This window comes from Limimaricola variabilis, assembly GCF_034371605.1.
Taxonomy (GTDB): domain Bacteria; phylum Pseudomonadota; class Alphaproteobacteria; order Rhodobacterales; family Rhodobacteraceae; genus Limimaricola; species Limimaricola variabilis.
In genome coordinates this window covers 1,438,480-1,455,370 of record NZ_CP139691.1, presented here as the reverse complement: position 1 = coordinate 1,455,370, position 16,891 = coordinate 1,438,480, and the positions used below count along the sequence as shown (strand labels likewise).

Annotated in this window: 17 protein-coding genes; 1 reads left to right on the top strand and 16 read right to left on the bottom strand. The window is 67.9% G+C overall.

The window, feature by feature from the left end:
• Nucleotides 1-63: 63 nt before the first annotated feature.
• The 11 genes from T8T21_RS07145 to T8T21_RS07095 form a co-directional block, all read right to left on the bottom strand.
• On the bottom strand, nucleotides 64-906 hold the full coding sequence (locus tag T8T21_RS07145; RefSeq protein ID WP_322337346.1) for a tetratricopeptide repeat protein: 843 nt from the start codon (nucleotides 904-906) through the stop codon (nucleotides 64-66).
• Between the two features lie 26 nt (nucleotides 907-932).
• Nucleotides 933-1,490 (bottom strand): tetratricopeptide repeat protein, encoded by a 558-nt coding sequence (locus T8T21_RS07140; RefSeq protein WP_322337345.1) that lies wholly within the window; start codon nucleotides 1,488-1,490, stop codon nucleotides 933-935.
• 10 nt (nucleotides 1,491-1,500) lie between these two features.
• A complete protein-coding gene (locus tag T8T21_RS07135) occupies nucleotides 1,501-2,490 on the bottom strand; it encodes a type II secretion system F family protein (protein WP_322337344.1) in 990 nt (329 codons plus the stop codon).
• 3 nt (nucleotides 2,491-2,493) lie between these two features.
• Nucleotides 2,494-3,462 carry a type II secretion system F family protein gene (locus tag T8T21_RS07130; RefSeq protein WP_322337343.1) on the bottom strand — a complete coding sequence of 323 codons (969 nt, stop codon included), beginning with the start codon at nucleotides 3,460-3,462 and terminating at the stop codon, nucleotides 2,494-2,496.
• A gap of 3 nt (nucleotides 3,463-3,465) precedes the next feature.
• On the bottom strand, nucleotides 3,466-4,941 hold the full coding sequence (locus T8T21_RS07125) for a CpaF family protein (protein WP_322337342.1): 1,476 nt from the start codon (nucleotides 4,939-4,941) through the stop codon (nucleotides 3,466-3,468).
• A gap of 22 nt (nucleotides 4,942-4,963) precedes the next feature.
• Nucleotides 4,964-6,205 carry an AAA family ATPase gene (locus T8T21_RS07120; RefSeq protein ID WP_183473934.1) on the bottom strand — a complete coding sequence of 414 codons (1,242 nt, stop codon included), beginning with the start codon at nucleotides 6,203-6,205 and terminating at the stop codon, nucleotides 4,964-4,966.
• 194 nt (nucleotides 6,206-6,399) lie between these two features.
• Nucleotides 6,400-7,050 carry an OmpA family protein gene (locus T8T21_RS07115; protein ID WP_322337341.1) on the bottom strand — a complete coding sequence of 217 codons (651 nt, stop codon included), beginning with the start codon at nucleotides 7,048-7,050 and terminating at the stop codon, nucleotides 6,400-6,402.
• 13 nt (nucleotides 7,051-7,063) lie between these two features.
• Nucleotides 7,064-8,485, bottom strand: coding sequence for a type II and III secretion system protein family protein (locus tag T8T21_RS07110; RefSeq protein WP_322337340.1), 1,422 nt, complete (start codon nucleotides 8,483-8,485; stop codon nucleotides 7,064-7,066).
• Nucleotides 8,486-8,645: 160 nt separating this feature from the next.
• A complete protein-coding gene (gene cpaB / locus T8T21_RS07105) occupies nucleotides 8,646-9,515 on the bottom strand; it encodes a Flp pilus assembly protein CpaB (RefSeq protein WP_183473943.1) in 870 nt (289 codons plus the stop codon).
• Between the two features lie 25 nt (nucleotides 9,516-9,540).
• Nucleotides 9,541-9,735: a hypothetical protein gene (locus T8T21_RS07100; protein WP_183473946.1), complete on the bottom strand. Its 195-nt coding sequence runs from the start codon at nucleotides 9,733-9,735 to the stop codon at nucleotides 9,541-9,543.
• Nucleotides 9,736-9,958: 223 nt separating this feature from the next.
• A complete protein-coding gene (locus T8T21_RS07095) occupies nucleotides 9,959-10,162 on the bottom strand; it encodes a hypothetical protein (protein ID WP_322337339.1) in 204 nt (67 codons plus the stop codon).
• 280 nt (nucleotides 10,163-10,442) lie between these two features.
• Here T8T21_RS07095 and T8T21_RS07090 point away from each other — a divergent pair, with 280 nt between their 5' ends.
• The gene (locus tag T8T21_RS07090) at nucleotides 10,443-11,285 is read left to right on the top strand and encodes a lytic transglycosylase domain-containing protein (RefSeq protein ID WP_407660121.1); all 843 of its coding nucleotides are present in this window, start codon (nucleotides 10,443-10,445) and stop codon (nucleotides 11,283-11,285) included.
• On the opposite strand, the gene T8T21_RS07085 is transcribed toward T8T21_RS07090, so the two are convergent.
• From T8T21_RS07085 to dprA, 5 genes are all read right to left on the bottom strand, one after another.
• The gene (locus T8T21_RS07085; RefSeq protein WP_322337338.1) at nucleotides 11,282-11,569 is read right to left on the bottom strand and encodes a GNAT family N-acetyltransferase; all 288 of its coding nucleotides are present in this window, start codon (nucleotides 11,567-11,569) and stop codon (nucleotides 11,282-11,284) included. The genes T8T21_RS07090 and T8T21_RS07085 overlap by 4 nt on opposite strands.
• The gene (locus tag T8T21_RS07080) at nucleotides 11,562-12,188 is read right to left on the bottom strand and encodes a 3-oxoacid CoA-transferase subunit B (protein WP_322337337.1); all 627 of its coding nucleotides are present in this window, start codon (nucleotides 12,186-12,188) and stop codon (nucleotides 11,562-11,564) included. Before T8T21_RS07080 ends, T8T21_RS07085 begins: the two co-directional genes overlap by 8 nt.
• 2 nt (nucleotides 12,189-12,190) lie before the next feature.
• Entirely contained in the window at nucleotides 12,191-12,886 is a 696-nt protein-coding gene (locus T8T21_RS07075) for a CoA transferase subunit A (protein ID WP_183473961.1), read from the bottom strand.
• 95 nt (nucleotides 12,887-12,981) lie between these two features.
• Complete coding sequence (topA, locus tag T8T21_RS07070) at nucleotides 12,982-15,657, bottom strand: type I DNA topoisomerase (protein ID WP_322337336.1); 2,676 nt, start codon at nucleotides 15,655-15,657, stop codon at nucleotides 12,982-12,984.
• Nucleotides 15,658-15,748: 91 nt separating this feature from the next.
• The gene (gene dprA, locus T8T21_RS07065; RefSeq protein WP_322337335.1) at nucleotides 15,749-16,891 is read right to left on the bottom strand and encodes a DNA-processing protein DprA; all 1,143 of its coding nucleotides are present in this window, start codon (nucleotides 16,889-16,891) and stop codon (nucleotides 15,749-15,751) included.

Here is a 16,891-nt window from a genome sequence, read left to right as displayed (position 1 = left end):
CTGACGCGGCCAAGTTGCACGATCATTGTGGCGGCAAGTGGGAGCGAGCCCGGCAGTACGGCGTCAACCGCCGTCGAGTGCGCGCAAGGCGCGCGCCGCTTCCTTGAAATGCTGGGGATGGGTATCAACGGCGTCGCGCAGAAGCTCCTTGCCGATCGTCACGTCGTTCTGCTTGATCGCCGTGAGCGCCAGCGTGTAGAGCAGCTGCGCTCGTTCGGTCTGGGTCATCGGCATGACCGGCAGCTTGTAGTTGCGCTGGGCGCCACGGGCGAGGACGAGGTTGTTCTTGGCGGTGAACAGCCCCGGCTGCTGGCGCAGCGCGTCGGTGAAGAGCCGCTCGGCGGCGCGGTAATCGCCGCGGGTCAGCTTGGAGTAGCCCCAGTTGTTGAGCACGCCGCCCGGCGTTGTCGTCAGCCCCGCGGCGGTTTCGTAGAAACTGTCGGCTCGGGCCCATTCCTCGTTGCTGTCGGCGACCATCGCCTCGAGCCGGTAGCGCTGGAAGGTCTCGTAGGTGGGCGGAATGGCATCGAGCACGCGCTCGGCCTCGTCCCATTCGTTGACCCGGATCAGCGCGTCGGCCAGCTCGACCGAATCTTCGGGCCCCGCCTCGGGATGCGCCGTCACCTTGCGCCAGGCGGCCACGCCTTCGGCGCCGCGCTTGGCGCGCACCAGCGAGGTGGCGAGACCGCGCTGCGGCGTGATGGCTTCCGGTTCGGCGGTGGCGAGCCGTTCGAAATAGGCGACGCTCTCGGCGGGTTCGGCCACGGTCAGCATGATCTCGTTGAGATCGGCATCACGCGCCTCGCGCAGGTCGTCGACCGCGCGCGACACCTTGCCGTCGGACGTGCTGCAGGCCGCGAGCGCGAGCGCGGCCGCGAAGACGCAATAACGGGCCGGAAGGCGCATGAGGGGTCCTTTGCTGCTCGTCATCCTCAAAGCGCGGTCAGGATCGCGTATTCACTCGGTCCGCGCCGCACCAGTTGGAACTCTTGTGGTTCCTCCTCGCCAGCATAGAGGGCGGCATCGCGCTTGGCGATAGCCCGGCGGAGGTTGTCGCGGACGCTGTCATCATTGCCATCCACCAGCGCAAAGGCGCGCAGGAAGCTCTCGGCCGCCTCGGGGGCGCGGTCGGTCTCCATCAGCACCACGCCGAGGTTGTTCCAGGCCGGCGCGAATTCGGGGTCGAGTTCAACCGCGCGGCGCAGCAGCCGTTCGGCCTGACCCAGTCGCCCGAGCCGCAGATTGGCCGATCCCATCGCCGAGAGCGTGTCGACATCCATGCCCTGCTCTGCCGCCGCGCGGCCATAGGCGGCAAGCGCCAGCTCGGCTTCGTTCGCGGCCATCAGCCGGTGACCGACGATCAGACCATCGACATCGGGGGCACCGGACGGGCCGGGCGCATAGACCCCACCCGCGGATTCAGACAGGCCGCCCGCGTCGGAGCAGGCGGCCGCGAGCAGGACCACGAAAGGCAGGAGCGGTGGGCGCATGTCGGTCGCGTCAGTTCCCTGAAGCCCCGCCGCCAAGGGTCATGTAGATGTCGAGAAGCGACGGCCCGATCAGGATGATGAGCAGCGGCGGCACCGTCAACATCATCGTCGCCAGCGTCATCTTCGTCGGCAAGGTGTTGGCCTTTTCTTCGGCTCGCATCACCCGCTTGTCGCGCATCTCGGCCGAGAAGACCCGCAGCGCGTCGGCGATCGAGGTGCCGAATTGCTGGCTCTGCACCAGCACGGTCACGAAGCTCGAGATGTCGGTCACGCCGCAGCGCTCGGACAGGTCGCGCAGCACCTGCGTCTTTTCCTTGCCCGCCTTCATCTCATGCGCCACCTGGCCGTATTCCCAAGCCAAGTCAGGATAGCCCGCGCGCAGCTCGTGGCTGACGCGGATGATCGATTGGTCGAGCGACTGGCCCGCCTCGACGCAGACCAACATCATGTCCAGGCTGTCGGGAAAGCCGTCGGTGATCTGCTGGCGCCGCGCTTCGCGCCGCCGGGTTACCCAGTAGCGCGGCAGCAGATAGCCGATTGCCGCCGGAATCAGGGTCGGCGCGATCTGGTCGGTGGCCCCCTCGGCGCCTTGGCTCAGCACATAGGTCAGCCCGCCGATCAGCGACACGATGCCCAGCGCGAACTGTGAGAAGTGGAAGATCCGGACGGCATGGCGCGACCGGTAGCCGGCCTGCATTAACTGCAGCCGGATCGCCGAGAACTCCTTGGCGTTCTGTGGCTCGAGGAAGGTGGCGTAGCGTTCCAGCTTGTCGGCGGCCGAGGGGGTGCGCAGCCGCGCGGACTTGGCGGCATCGGCTGGTGCGACCGGGCCGTGGCCGTTCTGCGCCTTGAGCTTGTCGAGCGGGTCCTCGCGGCGGTGGAGCAGCGAAGGCAACGTCAGCAGGATCAGCACGATCCCGATCAGCCCGAGGGCGAGAACCGGTCCCGCGGGTCCGAAGCGCTCGACGAGCATGGCCTGGATCTGTTGCAGTTGGAGCATCGGTCAGACCTTGATGTTGACGAGGGCGCGCATGACGATGATGTTGATGATCAGAAAGGCCGCGACGGCGAAGCAGGCCGGAATGAACACCGACGTCTGGCTGACTTCATCGTAGTAGTTCGGGTCCATCAGGTTGATGCCGATCAATGCCGCGATCGGAAATCCCGACAGGAACATGCCCGACCACTTGGCCTCGGCGGTGATCGCCTTGACCCGCCTGAACAGCCGGAACCGCGCCCGCACCACTTTTGCCAGGCCGTCGAGGATTTCGGCCAAGTTGCCGCCCGACTGGCGCTGGATCGTCACCGCCACCGCCAGGAAGCGCAGATCCTGCATGTCGAGCCGCTCGGCCATCGATTTGAGGCTCTCGCTCATGTCACGGCCATAGGCGGCCTCGTCTGCGATCACCCCCATCTCGGAGCCCAGCGGGTCGGGGACCTCGCGCGCGACGATGCCGATCGCCGAGGAAAACGGGTGGCCGACGCGCAGCGAGCGCACCATCAATTCGATCGCCTCGGGCAGTTGCGCCTCGATCAGGTCGATCCGTTTCTTGGCCTTGTTGCTAACCCAGACATAGACGCCGCCGACCCCCATTGCGGCGGCGACCGCGATGCGGATCGGCAGACCGGCCCCGGTTCCGAGCGTCAGCCCGGCGAAGGCCACGCAGCCCAGCCCCGCCATCAGCATGACGAGCTGGGCCGGGCTGAAGGCGATGTTGGCCTTCTGTGCCTTGTGCGCCAGCAGGGCATAGAGCGGAACCCGGCGGGCCTTAAGATGCTGCGTCATCTCCTTGCGCAGCTGCTCGAGCACCTCCTCGCGCCGCGTGCCCTTCTCGAGCAGAGTGAGTCGGCGGTTGACCCGGCTGTTGAGGCTGATCGAGCGGCCGAAGATGGTGAGATACACCCCTTCGACCAGCACGAGGACGGCGATGAAGACGAGGCCGTAGATGACCGGTTCGGCGCTGAGGTTCATGCGTCACTTCCCTCCCACGGGTTCGAACACCGAGGCGGGCAGGTCGTAGCCCCAAAGCCGGAACCGCTCGGAGAAATGGCTGCGGACGCCGGTCGCGGTGAAGTGGCCGATGATGCTGTTGTCGGGATTCAGTCCGACCCGGCGGTAACGGAAGATCTCCTGCATCGAGATCACGTCGCCCTCCATGCCGGTGATCTCGGTGATCGAGGTCATCCGGCGGGAGCCGTCCTGAAGGCGGCTGGCCTGGACGATCAGGTGGACGGCGCTGGCGATCTGGCTGCGTACCGCCTTGATCGGCATTTCGAGCCCGGCCATGGCGATCATGTTCTCGAGTCGGCTCACGCCGTCGCGGGCCGAGTTGGCGTGAATCGTGGTCATCGAGCCGTCATGGCCGGTGTTCATCGCCTGCAGCATGTCGATCACTTCCTCGCCGCGGGTTTCGCCGACGATGATCCGGTCGGGCCGCATCCGCAGCGCGTTCTTGAGGCAGTCGCGCTGGCTCACCGCCCCCTTGCCCTCGACGTTGGGGGGGCGGCTCTCCATGCGACCGACATGGGTCTGCTGCAGCTGCAGTTCCGCGGTATCCTCGATGGTCAGGATCCGTTCGTTGTCGGCGATGAAGGAGGACAGCGCGTTGAGCGTGGTGGTCTTGCCCGAGCCGGTGCCGCCCGACACGATGATGTTCAGCCGCGTCGCCACCGCCGCCTCGAGATAAGCGGCCATTTCCTCGGACATCGCGCCGAAGCGGATCAGGTCGTCGATGCCGAGCTTGTCCTTCTTGAACTTGCGGATCGAGACCAGGCTACCATCCACTGCGATCGGCCCAACCATGGCGTTGAAGCGCGAGCCGTCGGCGAGGCGGGCGTCGACATAGGGGTTCGATTCGTCGACACGCCGACCCACGGCCGAGACGATCTTGTCGATGATCCGGAGCAGGTGGCGCTCGTCCTTGAAAGTGATGTCCGTGAGTTGCAGCTTGCCGTCGCGCTCCACGAAGATCTGGTGCGGGCCGTTGACGAGGATGTCGTTGACGCTGTCATCCTTGAGCAGGGTTTCGAGCGGGCCGAGGCCGGTCACCTCGAAATACAGATCCTGCCCAAGGCCGGCGCGTTCCTCGCGGGTGAGCGACACCCCCATCTGGTCCAGCGTCTCGCTGGCGATGGCATTGATCTCGTTGCGGAGATCCTGCTCGCTGGCCTTGTCGAGCGCGGCGAGGTTGAGGGTGTCGAGCAGCGCCTTGTGCACCTCGAGCTTGATCTCGGCGAGGCGCTCCTTGCGGCGCCGCTCCTTCTCGGCGGGCCCTGCTTCGGCGGCGCGGCGCGCGGTCTCCGCGGTGGCCGTCGCAGCTCGGCGCGCGGCGGCGGTCGGCGGGGGCAGGGCGGCCGCAGCTGTGGCCGGGGAGGCCGGCGCGTTGGCAGGAGCGGTCTGCGGGGCGGCCACGGGCTGGCCTGGCTCTGGCTTTCGGAACTTCGAGAACATGGGTTGCGCTCCCTTCGGGGCGTCAGGCGGGGGCCCGCGCCTCGGACATGTTGACCTTGTGGACCGAGCGGGCGAGCTTGGCGATCTCGCGGCGCAGCGCGTTCTTGCCCGCACCCTCGGCCAGCGGCGTGCCGTGATCGGCGCTCTGGGTCACCGCGCGGCCGCCATCGGGCATCTGCAGCTCGATCGAGATCCCGAGCGAATCCGCGAGCCGCTTGGCCCGGCTCTTGCCGGACAGGTCGGTGAAGCCCGGCGCGCGGTTGAGCACGAAGCGCAGCTTCTCGAAGGGCAGCTCCTCGGATTGCAGCGCCCGCTTCATCCGCATCGTGTTCTGGGCCGAGCGCATGTCGAGTTCGAGGGTCGAGAAGTAGACATGTGCCGCCTGCAGCACCGTCGCGGACCAGTCGACGAGGCTCGAGGGCATGTCGATCACGACGTAGTCGAAGTTGACCCGGGCCATCTCGATCAGCCGCTCCACCTCCGAGGGGCCGATCAGGTCGAGCGGCACCAGCTCGGCCGGCGAGGTGAGCACCTGCAGCCGATCCTGGTAGGGGACCATGGCGGTCATCAGCCGTTCGCCCTCGGCGGTGGCGAGGTCGCTCAGGAACTCCAGCACCGCCTCGCGGCGCGGCAGGTCGAGATAGGTGGCGACCGAGCCGAACTGCAGGTCGAGATCGATCAGGCAGACCTTCGGCGGCGCCTTGCGGTCGACATTGGCCAGCTCCCAAGCGAGGTTGACCGCGAGCGTCGTCGCGCCGCTGCCGCCGGACAGACCTTGGACCGGGATCACCACGCCCGAGCGGTCATTGGTGACCTTGGGCGGCGCGGCTTGCTGCTCGGGCAGGATCGGTCCGGCCCCCGAGCGAAGCCGCTCGATGGCCTGCGCCAGTTCGCCTTCGGGCAGCGGGTAGGGGACGAACTCGTCGCCGCCCTCGCGCAGCAGCTGGTGCAGTGCGCCGGGGCTGACCTCGTCGGCGATCAGCACCACCTTGATGCCGCGTCGCTTGGCATGGGCGATGATGTCGGCGATCAGCGGCAGGTCGCGCTCGTCTTCCTTGCTCAGCGCGACGGCGATGAATTCCAGCTCCTCCGCCTCGGGCTGCTCGAGAAAGGCCAGGGCGTCGGCAAAGCCGAGATCGCCCCAGTTCTCGCCCATCGCGGCCTCCATGTCCTCGATCAGCAGGTCGAATTCCTGCACGTCACGACTGATCGTGCAGGCTGCGATCGGCTGGGGCTCGGGTTGCAGGGGGGCCGTGCTGTTCATGCCTTCCAATCCTCTGTCATGCGGGAGGGCCTCGCCGGGGCGAAGCGTGCGATCCGTGGGACGAACCCTCGGGGCCGCTCCTCCACACTACGAGTCTTGCCGTTCAATGATGGCTGCAATGGGGCTGAAAAGCTGAAATTGTTGGAACGGTGGCAACGATCAAGGCATGGTTCGACGCTTTGTCGCCACGCGACTCAGGGCTCCGCGGTGCCGCCACCAAGCGCGCTCTGGCCTGCCGCGACGGCGCTGTCCGGGGCGGCGCTGGCGACGTAGCCCGAGAACACGACCGCCGCGTATTTTCCATTGAGCAGGTTGGGATGGCCCTGAACGAAGCCCGACACCTCTGTGACGGTGCGGCGGTTGGCACGCTCCGGGTCGGTGGTGGCGATGAGCGGCCGAGTCTCGCCGAAGGAGGCCACCGCCTCGAGACGGCGCGCGTCGAGACCCTGAGAGACCAGATAGGCGACCGCGGCGCGGGCCCGGCGCAGGCCGAGCGCCTGGTTGTAGGCTTCGGAGCCGACGAGGTCGGTGTGACCATAGACGCGGAACCGCAATTCCGGGTAACGGCGGATCCAGGCGGCCTGGCGCTGCAGGGCGGCGCGGGCGGCGGTGTCGAGCGCATCCGAATCAAAGGCGAAGGTGATCGTGGTGTCGACCTCGGCCGCGAATTGCCGGGCGAGATCCACGCGCAGCCCTTCCGAGGCCCCGCTTTGGGCGAGGGTGTTGGTCCGGGTCGCGGTGCCGAAGCTCGGATGGACCAGCCCTGCCTCCTGATCGAAGCCGGGCGGGGCGGTGCAGGCCGCGAGCGCGAGCGCGCAGCCGCATGAGGTCAGAAGGCGGCGCATCTCGGATCTCCTCTCAGTCCATCACGTAGCCGTAGGAGCCCGAGAAGTCCTGGCGCGCGATTTCCCCGGCGCTTCCGCTCTGGGGCGCGCGGTCGGCGGCGACGCGGCCGAACAGGAACAGCTCGCGCTCGGAGGGCGGGCGGACCCGGTCGGTCGGCATGGCCAGCGTCTCGCCGCGCGTCGGCGTCACCAGGTGCGGCGTGATGATGATCACCAACTCGGTCTGCTGGCGGGAATACTCGGCCGACCGGAACAGCGCGCCCAGCACCGGAACGTCGCCGAGCCACGGCACCTGGCCCTTGAGGTCACGGAAGTCATCCGAGAGCAGCCCGGCGATGGCAAAGCTTTCGCCGTCGCGCATCTCGACCGTGGTCGATGTCTCGCGGCGGCTGAAGGCGTCGACGGTGAAGCCGTTCGAGGTGAAGCCATTGGTCGGATCGATCGAGCTGACGGCGGCCTTGAGTTCGAGATTGATCAGGTCGCCCTCGACCACTCGGGGCACGAATTGAAGCTCGACCCCAAACGGCTTGTAGTCGATCGAGATGTTGCCGTTCTCCTGGCTCACCGGGACCGGGTATTCGCCACCCGCCAAAAAGCTCGCTTCCTGCCCCGACAAAGCGGTCAGGTTGGGTTCGGCCAGGGTGCGTACCACGCCGCGGCTCTCCAGCGCCTCGAGCAGCAGACCGACCTCGACCCCGCCGGCGTTGAAGCCGAACAGCGTCGAGGCATTGGCGGTGCCGGCGGCGGGCAGCGAGCCGCTCAAAGCGGTGCCCAGGCCACCGGAGTTGTTCAGGGAGTTGGTGCCGATGGCCAGGCCGAGATCGTTGCCCAGCGCCGTGCCGCGCGCGCCGAGCGAGGCCGAGAGCGACTTGCTCACCGAGCGCTGCATCTCCGAGAAGCGGACCTTGAGCATCACCTGCTGGGTCCCACCGACGCTCATCAGGTTCGACACGCGTTCGGGCGCGTAGCGCTGCGCAAGCTCCAGCGCGCGGTCGAGCTTGGCGATCGAGCTGACCACGCCCGACAGCACGATGCCGTCATTGGCGGTCCGCACCTCGATCGGCTCGCCCGGCAGGATCTGCTCAAGCCGTTCCTTGAATTCGGCGATGTCGGGGGTGACCTGCACCTCGACATTGCTGATCAGCCGTCCGTTCTCGCCCAGCACGGTCAGTGTCGTGCGCCCCGGCGCTTTGCCCAGCACATAGATGGTCCGGTCGGTGAGCGACGAGATGTCGGCGATGCCGGGATTGGCGATCGACAGTTCGACGAAGGGAATGTCGCTCTCGACCACAACGGCGCGGTTCATCGGCACCTGCAGCGCCGCCGAGGGCGACCCGGCGAGGATGCGCAGCGGTTGGGCCGTCGCGGCGCCCGGCAGGGCGAGCCCGAAGGCGAGCCCGGCCAGCCCGACCCGGAAGATGCTTGGGATGTTCATCGTGCCGCCTCGCTGCAGGTCCTGCATCGGGGTCTTGCAACGCCCCGTCCGGCCGAAGCCTGCCCGACGGGGGCAGGCAATGCAACGCGCGTGTCCCATGCGGCCCGACCCCCGGACCTCGTTTGTGGGCGCCCGGCCACAGGCCGCGCGCCCAGTCGGTTCAGTTCGTGCAGGGAATCGGGATCTCGACCACCTCGGCTCCGCGACGGGTGCGGACCGAACAGACCTGCGGCGCGGGGGCAGGGGCCGCGACCACTTGCGGTTCGGGTGCCTCCTCCTCGACGATGCCGAGCAGGCTGCGCTGGTCGACCTGAACCGCACCGGCCACGGCGTCGTCGCTAAGGCCCACCAGCGACAGGGCAAGCGTTCCGGTCGACTGTGCCTGCGCCAGCTTGGCGACCTGCTGCGGCGTGGCCTGCACCGTCACGGTGCGCGCGATCATCGCCTCGGACCGACCCTTGTCGGCGGTCTGGTCGACGCCGACGAGCTCCAGCCCGGTTTCGATCAGCTTGGTCACCTCGCGAGCCTCGCCCTTCATCGAGACCGAGCCGGTCCAGTAGACGTCGACCCGGTCGCCCGGCCGCAGGAAGCCCGAGACGCCGCTGGTGGCGTTGACGGAGATCGCAAAGGCCCGCATGCCGGCATCGAGCCGCGTGCTGATGCCCGCATCGCCGCCCGGCGCGGTGATCTTGGAAGCCAGCACCGGCTCGTTCGGCTCCATCGGCCGCAGCACGATGCGGGGCACGTCCTCGCCTTCGGGGAACAGCTCCTCGAGGCCGGGGAAGGTGCCCTCCGGCAGGAAGGCTTCGGTGTACTGGATCGGCTTGAGATCGGCGCGGGTGATCACCGTGCCGTAAGGCAGAGGGTTCTTCACGCCCACCACCTCGACCGTGGGGAGCCTCTGCGCGGCCGCTGCGCGTTCGGCGGCGAGCGCGGCCTGCTGCTGGTCGAAATAGCCTTTGACCATGTAGACGGCGAAGCCAGCGAGCCCGAGGCCCAGGGCGAAAACCAGTCCGAATACTGCTCTCATCTCGTGTCTCCTTGCGCGACGGGCGTCATGGGGTCGGGGCGGTATCGTCCCGCAACTCGGTCTCGACCGTGCTCTTCAGATCCGCCAGCATCTTGGTCGCGACCTCGCTGAAGGCCGCGCCCGCGAGAAGTGCCAGCGCAACGGAGCCAGCCAGCAATGCGCTCCATTCGGTGACGGACCCATCCTGATCGGACTGGATCCTGAATTTACGACGCTTCATCCGGTCGACCCTGTTGTGGGCACGAGGCCCGCGTTTTCATGTTGCTTCGACACTGTCGGCCGATTGTGGCGCGGCCATGGATGCGTGGCGTCAAGGGCGGGGCGTCTGTCTGGCGCCGAAGGTGCAAGACGATGGATTGGCCATTGCTACTGCCGCCCGCCCAAAAACAAAGCGGGGGCCGCACTAGAATGCGGCCCCCGGGAGCTTAGAAAATCACGTACCTTTAGTAGGTGCCGCCATCGCCTGCGCCCATGATGGTAGTCGTCGAAAGCTCAGAACCGATCTTGCCGGCCATCGTCTTGGTGCCGCTGGCAACCTGGCCCATGATGGCGACGCCGAGGCCCACCACAGCGGCGGTCAGGACGACCCAGTCAACGGTCACGGCGCCAGCTTCGTCACGGGCGAAGGTCTTGATGAAGTTCAGCATGTCAGATCCCTCCTGGGGGGTGGTAGGTATACGCTTGCCTCTGCGGGTCCGTGTGTTGGCTGTGTACTCGTCCATCGCAGTGGATGAACCCATATGGCCGTCGGAATGGGGCGGGAGTTTGTCCCGGTTGGAGCGATTTCACAGCGGCTGACGCCGGCCGCTATACGAAAGGAAGTGGCGCATTCTCACCATCTGCAAAATCCTCGCCGCAGGGGGGCATCGTTGCGCGATCGGCATCGCTACTCTCGACAGGGAATCGGACGAAAACGGGCGGTGAGGCATGGCGTTGGGCAGGAGAATCGCCGGCACGGTGTTGCTGGCCGCCCTGATTCTCGGCCCTGCGATGCCGGTGATGGCGGAGCGGATCGGCACCGACTTCACCTATCGCCGGATCGCGGTCCCCAAGCCCGGCGCGCGTCGGATCACCGTGCAGATCGACCCCGCGGCGCCGCGTGCGCCGGCCGCGCCCCCGGCGGCGGGGCAGGGCGGCCAGCCTACAGGCGCGGCTTCTTCGGGTAAGTCACAAGGTGCGACGACGGCGGCCTGGTTCTGGGAGACGGTGTCGCCCCGGCTCGCCGATGGCGGTCCGGGCCGGCTCGAACCGGCGCTGGCCGCGCTTCGTGCGGCACCGCCGGGGGCGGCCGTCGCGCCACGGCTGCAGCAGCTGCAGGAAATCGCCCGCATCCACGGCCCCGACATCATGCGCGCCACCATCGGCACACGCGTCTCGCCAGCTCTGGCGCTGGCGGTGATCTCGGTCGAAAGCGCGGGGCGCGCCGACGCGGTAAGCTCGGCGGGGGCGCAGGGGCTGATGCAGCTCATGCCCGCCACCGCCGCCCGTTTCGGCGTACGCGACCGGGCCGTGGCTCCCGACAACATCCGCGGCGGCATCGCCTATCTCGACTGGTTGATGGGACATTTCAACCGCGACCCCATTCTGGCGCTCGCGGGCTACAACGCGGGCGAAGGGGCGGTGCGCGACAATGGCGGGGTGCCGCCCTATGCGGAAACCCGCGCCTACGTGCCCAAGGTGCTCGCGGCCTGGGGGGTGGCGCGGGGGCTGTGCATCACGCCGCCCGTGTTGATGAGCGACGGCTGTGTCTTCGGCGTCAACAATCTCTAGACGAAATGCGTCGCCGCCTCGGGGTGCCTGCGCGCCCAGAGCGCGACGTAGGAGCAGGCGGGAACGATGCGAAAGCCTTCGGATTTCGCATCCTCGACCATAGCCGCGACGAGGGCCGCGGCGTGACCGCGCCCCTCGAATGCGCGCGGCACGCCGGTATGGGTGGCGATGCGGGTGTCGCCCCGCGCCACCCAGGTGAGCTCCGCCTCCGCCCCACCGCCGAGATCGAGCGCGTAGCGGCCCCTGTCGGGGCCGCCTTCGCGACGGATCTCGCGATCAGACAATGGTCGCCTCGGTCGCGTCGCGGATTTCCTGCTCGGTCACGCCCGGGGCGCATTCGACGATCCTGAGCCCGCCCTCGACCACGTCGAGAACGCCGAGATTGGTGATCACCCGGTCGACCACGCCCTTGCCGGTAAGCGGCAGGGTGCATTCCTTCAGCAGCTTGCTCTCGCCATGCTTGGAGGTGTGGTCCATGACCACGACGACGCGACCGACGCCCGCGACGAGGTCCATGGCGCCGCCCATGCCCTTGACCAGCTTGCCCGGGATCATCCAGTTCGCGAGGTCGCCGTTCTCGGCCACTTCCATCGCGCCGAGGATCGCCATCGCGATCTTGCCGCCACGGATCATCCCGAAGCTGGTGGCGCTGTCGAAATAGGCGGTGTGCGGCAGCTCCGTGATGGTTTGCTTGCCCGCGTTGATGAGGTCGGGGTCGATCTCATCTTCGGTCGGGAAGGGGCCCATGCCCAGCATCCCGTTCTCGGACTGGAGCGTCACGTGAACGCCTTCAGGGATGTAGTTCGGCACCAGGGTCGGAATGCCGATCCCCAGATTGACATAGGTGCCGTCCTCGAGCTCGCGCGCCGCGCGTGCCGCCATCTGCTTGCGGTCCCAGCCCATGTTCAGCCCTCCCTCACGGTGCGTTGCTCGATGCGCTTCTCGTGCTCGCCCTGGATCAGCCGGTGCACGTAGATGCCGGGCAGGTGGATATGGTCGGGATCGAGGCTGCCGGCCGGAACGATCTCCTCGACCTCGGCCACGCAGATCCGGCCGCACATCGCCGCCGGCGGGTTGAAGTTGCGCGCCGTTTTGCGGAACACAAGGTTTCCGGTCTCGTCGGCCTTCCAGGCCTTGACGATCGACAGGTCGGCGACGATGCCTCGCTCGAGGATGTAGGTCTCGCCGTCGAAGACCTTCTCCTCCTTGCCCTCGGCCACCTTGGTGCCGACGCCGGTCTTGGTGTAGAAGCCCGGGATGCCCGAGCCGCCTGCACGCATGCGCTCCGCGAGCGTGCCCTGCGGCGTGAATTCCAGCTCGAGTTCTCCGCTCAGATACTGGCGCATGAACTCGGCGTTCTCGCCCACATAGGACGAGATCATCTTCTTCACCTGCCGGGTCTGCAGCAGCAGCCCGAGGCCGAAATCGTCGACGCCGGCGTTGTTCGAGGCGAAGGTGAGATCCTTGACGCCCGCATCGCGAATGGCGGCGATCAGCAGCTCGGGAATGCCGCACAGGCCGAAGCCTCCGGCGGCGATCAGCATCCCGTCGGACAGAAGCCCGTCGAGCGCGGCAGCCGCGTCCGGATAGGTCTTTTTCATCGCTCTCCCCCTGTTGTCACGGGGGGAGCCTTGCGCCGAGCGGGCGCGAAGTCAATGGAAATGCCGCGCCGCAGCGGGCGGCGCGGCTTCCAGCCTCATTCGGCCGCGTCGGCGGCCTTTTTCGTAGTTTTCTTGGCCGGGGCCTTCTTGGTCGCGGTCTTGGCCTTGGCCGTGGTCTTCTTGGCGGCGGGCTTCTTCGCCGCCGCCTTCTTGGCCGGGGCCTTCTTGCCGCCCTTGGCGGCCTTCGCATCGACCAAGGCGATCGCCTGCTCCAGCGTCACCGTCTCGGGCTCCACGTCCTTGGGCAGGGTGGCGTTGACCTTTTCCCATTTCACATAGGGCCCGTAACGCCCCGGCATCACCGAGATCGCGCCGCCCGAAGGGTGCTCGCCCAGCTCCTTGAGCGCCTTGGCGGCCGCGCCGCGGCCACCGCGCCCGGCGGCTTTCTGGGCCAGTACCTCGACCGCCCGGTTCATGCCGATCTCGAAGACCTCGTCAACCTCCTTGAGGTTGGCATAGAGCTTGCCGTGCTTGACGAAGGGCCCGAAGCGACCAAGCCCAGCCTCGACCGGCTCGCCATCCTCCGGGTGGTGACCGACAAGGCGCGGCAGCGACAGAAGCGTCAGCGCCTTGTCGAGATCCATCGCATCGGCCTGCCACCCCTTCGGCAGCGAGGCGCGCGGGGGCTTGGGCTGGTCCTCGGTCGGCTCGCCACGCTGGACATAGGGACCGAAGCGCCCGGTCTTGAGCCAGATCTCGTCGCCGCCATCCTCGCCCAGAACCCGGTCGGCGCCGGTGTCGGCGCCGTCACCGCCGATCGGGCGGGTGTAGCGGCATTCGGGATAGTTGCCGCAGCCGACGAAGCCGCCGGTGCGCGAGGTCTTCAGATGCAGCTTGCCGGTGCCGCATTGCGGGCAGATGCGCGGATCGGAGCCATCCTCGCGCGGCGGATAGAGCTGCGGCGCCAATGCCTCGTCGAGCACGTCGAGAACCTCGGTGATGCGCAGTTCCGAGGTTTCGGCGATGGCCGCCGAGAAATCGCGCCAGAACTGGGCCAGCAGCTCCTTGTAGTCCGCCTTGCCGGCCGAGACGTCGTCGAGCTGTTCTTCGAGTTCGGCGGTGAAGTCGTATTCGACGTAGCGCTTGAAGAAGTTGAGCAGGAAGATCGTGACGATCCGCCCCTTGTCCTGCGGGATCAGCCGGTTCTTGTCCTTGGTGACGTATTCGCGGTCCTGGATCGTGCCGATGACGCTGGCATAGGTCGAGGGACGGCCGATGCCGAGCTCTTCCATACGCTTCACCAGCGTCGCCTCGGTGTAGCGCGGCGGCGGCTGGGTGTGGTGCTGCAGTGCCAGCACGGCATCGGGGCCGCCGAGAACAGCCGCGTCCTTGTTCTCCTCGGTCGCCTTGGCGAAGGCACCCTTGAGCGTGCCGGAGGCGAACTTGGCGGCCTCGCCCTGATGGATCTGCGGCAGGCGGCGGTCGTCATCGCTCTCGACGTCGTCGCGGCCCTCTTCATAGACCTTGAGGAAGCCGTCGAAGAGCACGACCTGGCCGGTGGCACGCAGCACGACCTGCTCGTCCCGGCTGGCGATGTCGACGGTGGTGCGCTCCATCCGCGCGGCTTCCATCTGGCAGGCGAGGGTGCGCTTCCAGATCAGGTCGTAGAGCTTGCGCTGGTCCGCCTCCAGCCGCGCCAGTTTCGACGCGTCGCGCGACATGTCGGTAGGCCGGATGCACTCGTGGGCTTCCTGCGCGTTCTTGGCCTTGTTCTTGTACATGCGCGGGCTCTTGGGCACGTAGGCCTCGCCGTAGCGCGACTTGATCTCGTCGCGGGCGGCCATCACTGCCTCGGGCGCCATGTCGATGCCGTCGGTCCGCATGTAGGTGATGTAGCCCGCCTCGTAGAGGCGCTGGGCGGCCGACATCGTGGCGCGCGCGCCCATGCCGAACTTGCGGCTGGCTTCCTGCTGCAGCGTCGAGGTCATGAAGGGTGCGGAGGGGTTGCGCGACGCCGGCTTCGCCTCGACCGAAGATACCGTGAGATCGCGCGAGGCCACGGCCTGCACGGCCATTTCGGCCTGGGTCCGGTCGGCGATGTCGAAGCGGTCGAGCTTCTTGCCGGCCAGCACGGTGAGGCGCGCTTCGTATTCCTGGCCACGCGGCGTGACCAGCTGCGCCTTCACGCTCCAGTATTCGCGGGGCTTGAACGCCTCGATCTCCATCTCGCGCTCGACGATGAGCCGCAGGCAGACCGACTGCACCCGGCCGGCAGATTTCGCGCCGGGCAGCTTGCGCCACAGCACGGGCGACAGGTTGAAACCCACCAGGTAGTCGAGCGCGCGGCGCGCCAGATAGGCGTGCACCAAGGGCGCGTCGACCTCGCGCGGGTTCTTCATCGCCTCGGTCACGGCGGCCTTGGTTATCGCGTTGAACACGACGCGCGACACCGGTGTGTCCTTCTTGAGCACCTTGCGCGCGGTCAGCGCCTCCTGAAGGTGCCAAGAGATCGCCTCGCCTTCGCGATCAGGGTCGGTGGCGAGGATCAGGTTCGGGTCGTTCTTGAGTGCGTCGGCGATCGCCTTGACGTGCTTGCGGCTGTCGGCTCCGACCTCCCAGCGCATGTCGAAATCGTTCTCGGTGTCGACCGAGCCGTCCTTTGGCGGCAGGTCGCGCACATGCCCGTAGGAGGCGAGGACGGTGTAGTCCGACCCGAGATAAGTGTTGATCGTCTTGGCCTTGGCCGGAGATTCGACGACGACGACGGGCATGGGGAATCCTCGGGACAGGGGAGGGGCGCTTTGGGCGCGCAACATGTGGCGGCCGCCGCCGCAATGTCAATCCGCCCTCTGTCGCTTGGTCTCAGCCGGTCCGGGCAAGGTCCCGGCGCACCAGCAGCCCCCCGGGCTGCCGCTCGACCCGGCCCGAGAGCTCGAGGTCGACCAGCGCCGGGGCCACCTGCGCCGCCGGAAGGCCGAGATCGCGCAGCAGCTGGTCCTCGGCCAGCGGCGCGGCCGAAAGGGCCGAGAGGATGCGCCGCTCCAGCTCCTCGACCGGAGCATCCGGCGGCCGGGGCGTCGGACGCTCGGCGATGGTCGGCGCAGGCGCGGCGGGTGTTCCGAGGATGTCCAGCACGTCACGCGCACCGCGCATCAGCGTCGCGCCGTCGCGGATCAGCGCGTTGCAGCCGCCGGCGCGGGCGTCGAAGGGGTGTCCGGGGACGGCCATCACCTCGCGCCCCGCCTCGAGTGCTGCTCGGGCGGTGATCAGGCTGCCGGAGCGGGGCGCGGCCTCGACCACGATGGTGGCACGTGCGAGTCCGGCGACGATGCGGTTGCGGGCCGGGAAGTGCCGTCCCTGCGGTGCGAGGCCCATGGGTTGCTCCGACAGGATCAGCCCGTCATGGGCGATGCGGTCGTACAGCTTCGCGTTTTCGGGCGGATAGGTCACGTCGACGCCACCAGCGGTCACCGCGATCGTGCCGCCGCCGAGTGCGGCCTCATGCGCCTGGGCGTCGATGCCGCGCGCCAGCCCCGATACCACGACCCAGCCCGCCTCCGACAGATCCGCCGCCATGCGCCGCGCCATGCGCAACCCGAGAGACGAGGCGTTGCGCGCGCCGACCACGGCCAGCAGCGGACGGCGCAACAGTGCCGCGCGACCGCGCATCCACAGCAGCGGAGGCGCGTCGGGCAGGGCAGCAAGGTCAGAGGGGTAGAGGGGATCGCCATGCGCCAGCAACCGCGCCCCGAGCCGCGCGGCGGCCGCCATTTCGGCCCGCGCGGCCTCGGGCGGGCAGGGGACGTAATTCTCGATCCCGGCGGCACGGGCAATGTCGGGCAGCGCCGCGAGCGCGTCGCGCGCGCAACGATGCTCGGCGATCAGGCGCCAGTAGGTGACGATCCCCACGCGGCGGGAGCGCAACAGGCGCAGGCGGGACAGCGTGTCTTCTTCCGAGGTGGGTGGGAGTGGGGGGTGAGCGGAAGAAGTCGGGTTCTGGGCCAT

What these genes read in the sequence shown, in the direction of transcription:
- T8T21_RS07130 (WP_322337343.1), bottom strand. Translation starts at nt 3,462, where the DNA reads ATGAACCTCAGCGCCGAACCGGTCATCTACGGCCTCGTCTTCATCGCC.
- T8T21_RS07090 (WP_407660121.1), top strand. Translation starts at nt 10,443, where the DNA reads ATGGCGTTGGGCAGGAGAATCGCCGGCACGGTGTTGCTGGCCGCCCTG.
- T8T21_RS07120 (WP_183473934.1), bottom strand. Translation starts at nt 6,205, where the DNA reads ATGAACAGCACGGCCCCCCTGCAACCCGAGCCCCAGCCGATCGCAGCC.
- T8T21_RS07095 (WP_322337339.1), bottom strand. Translation starts at nt 10,162, where the DNA reads ATGCTGAACTTCATCAAGACCTTCGCCCGTGACGAAGCTGGCGCCGTG.
- dprA (WP_322337335.1), bottom strand. Translation starts at nt 16,891, where the DNA reads ATGGCCCAGAACCCGACTTCTTCCGCTCACCCCCCACTCCCACCCACC.
- cpaB (WP_183473943.1), bottom strand. Translation starts at nt 9,515, where the DNA reads ATGAGAGCAGTATTCGGACTGGTTTTCGCCCTGGGCCTCGGGCTCGCT.
- T8T21_RS07080 (WP_322337337.1), bottom strand. Translation starts at nt 12,188, where the DNA reads ATGGGCTGGGACCGCAAGCAGATGGCGGCACGCGCGGCGCGCGAGCTC.
- T8T21_RS07135 (WP_322337344.1), bottom strand. Translation starts at nt 2,490, where the DNA reads ATGCTCCAACTGCAACAGATCCAGGCCATGCTCGTCGAGCGCTTCGGA.
- T8T21_RS07125 (WP_322337342.1), bottom strand. Translation starts at nt 4,941, where the DNA reads ATGTTCTCGAAGTTCCGAAAGCCAGAGCCAGGCCAGCCCGTGGCCGCC.
- T8T21_RS07145 (WP_322337346.1), bottom strand. Translation starts at nt 906, where the DNA reads ATGCGCCTTCCGGCCCGTTATTGCGTCTTCGCGGCCGCGCTCGCGCTC.
- T8T21_RS07140 (WP_322337345.1), bottom strand. Translation starts at nt 1,490, where the DNA reads ATGCGCCCACCGCTCCTGCCTTTCGTGGTCCTGCTCGCGGCCGCCTGC.
- T8T21_RS07115 (WP_322337341.1), bottom strand. Translation starts at nt 7,050, where the DNA reads ATGCGCCGCCTTCTGACCTCATGCGGCTGCGCGCTCGCGCTCGCGGCC.
- T8T21_RS07075 (WP_183473961.1), bottom strand. Translation starts at nt 12,886, where the DNA reads ATGAAAAAGACCTATCCGGACGCGGCTGCCGCGCTCGACGGGCTTCTG.
- topA (WP_322337336.1), bottom strand. Translation starts at nt 15,657, where the DNA reads ATGCCCGTCGTCGTCGTCGAATCTCCGGCCAAGGCCAAGACGATCAAC.
- T8T21_RS07110 (WP_322337340.1), bottom strand. Translation starts at nt 8,485, where the DNA reads ATGAACATCCCAAGCATCTTCCGGGTCGGGCTGGCCGGGCTCGCCTTC.
- T8T21_RS07100 (WP_183473946.1), bottom strand. Translation starts at nt 9,735, where the DNA reads ATGAAGCGTCGTAAATTCAGGATCCAGTCCGATCAGGATGGGTCCGTC.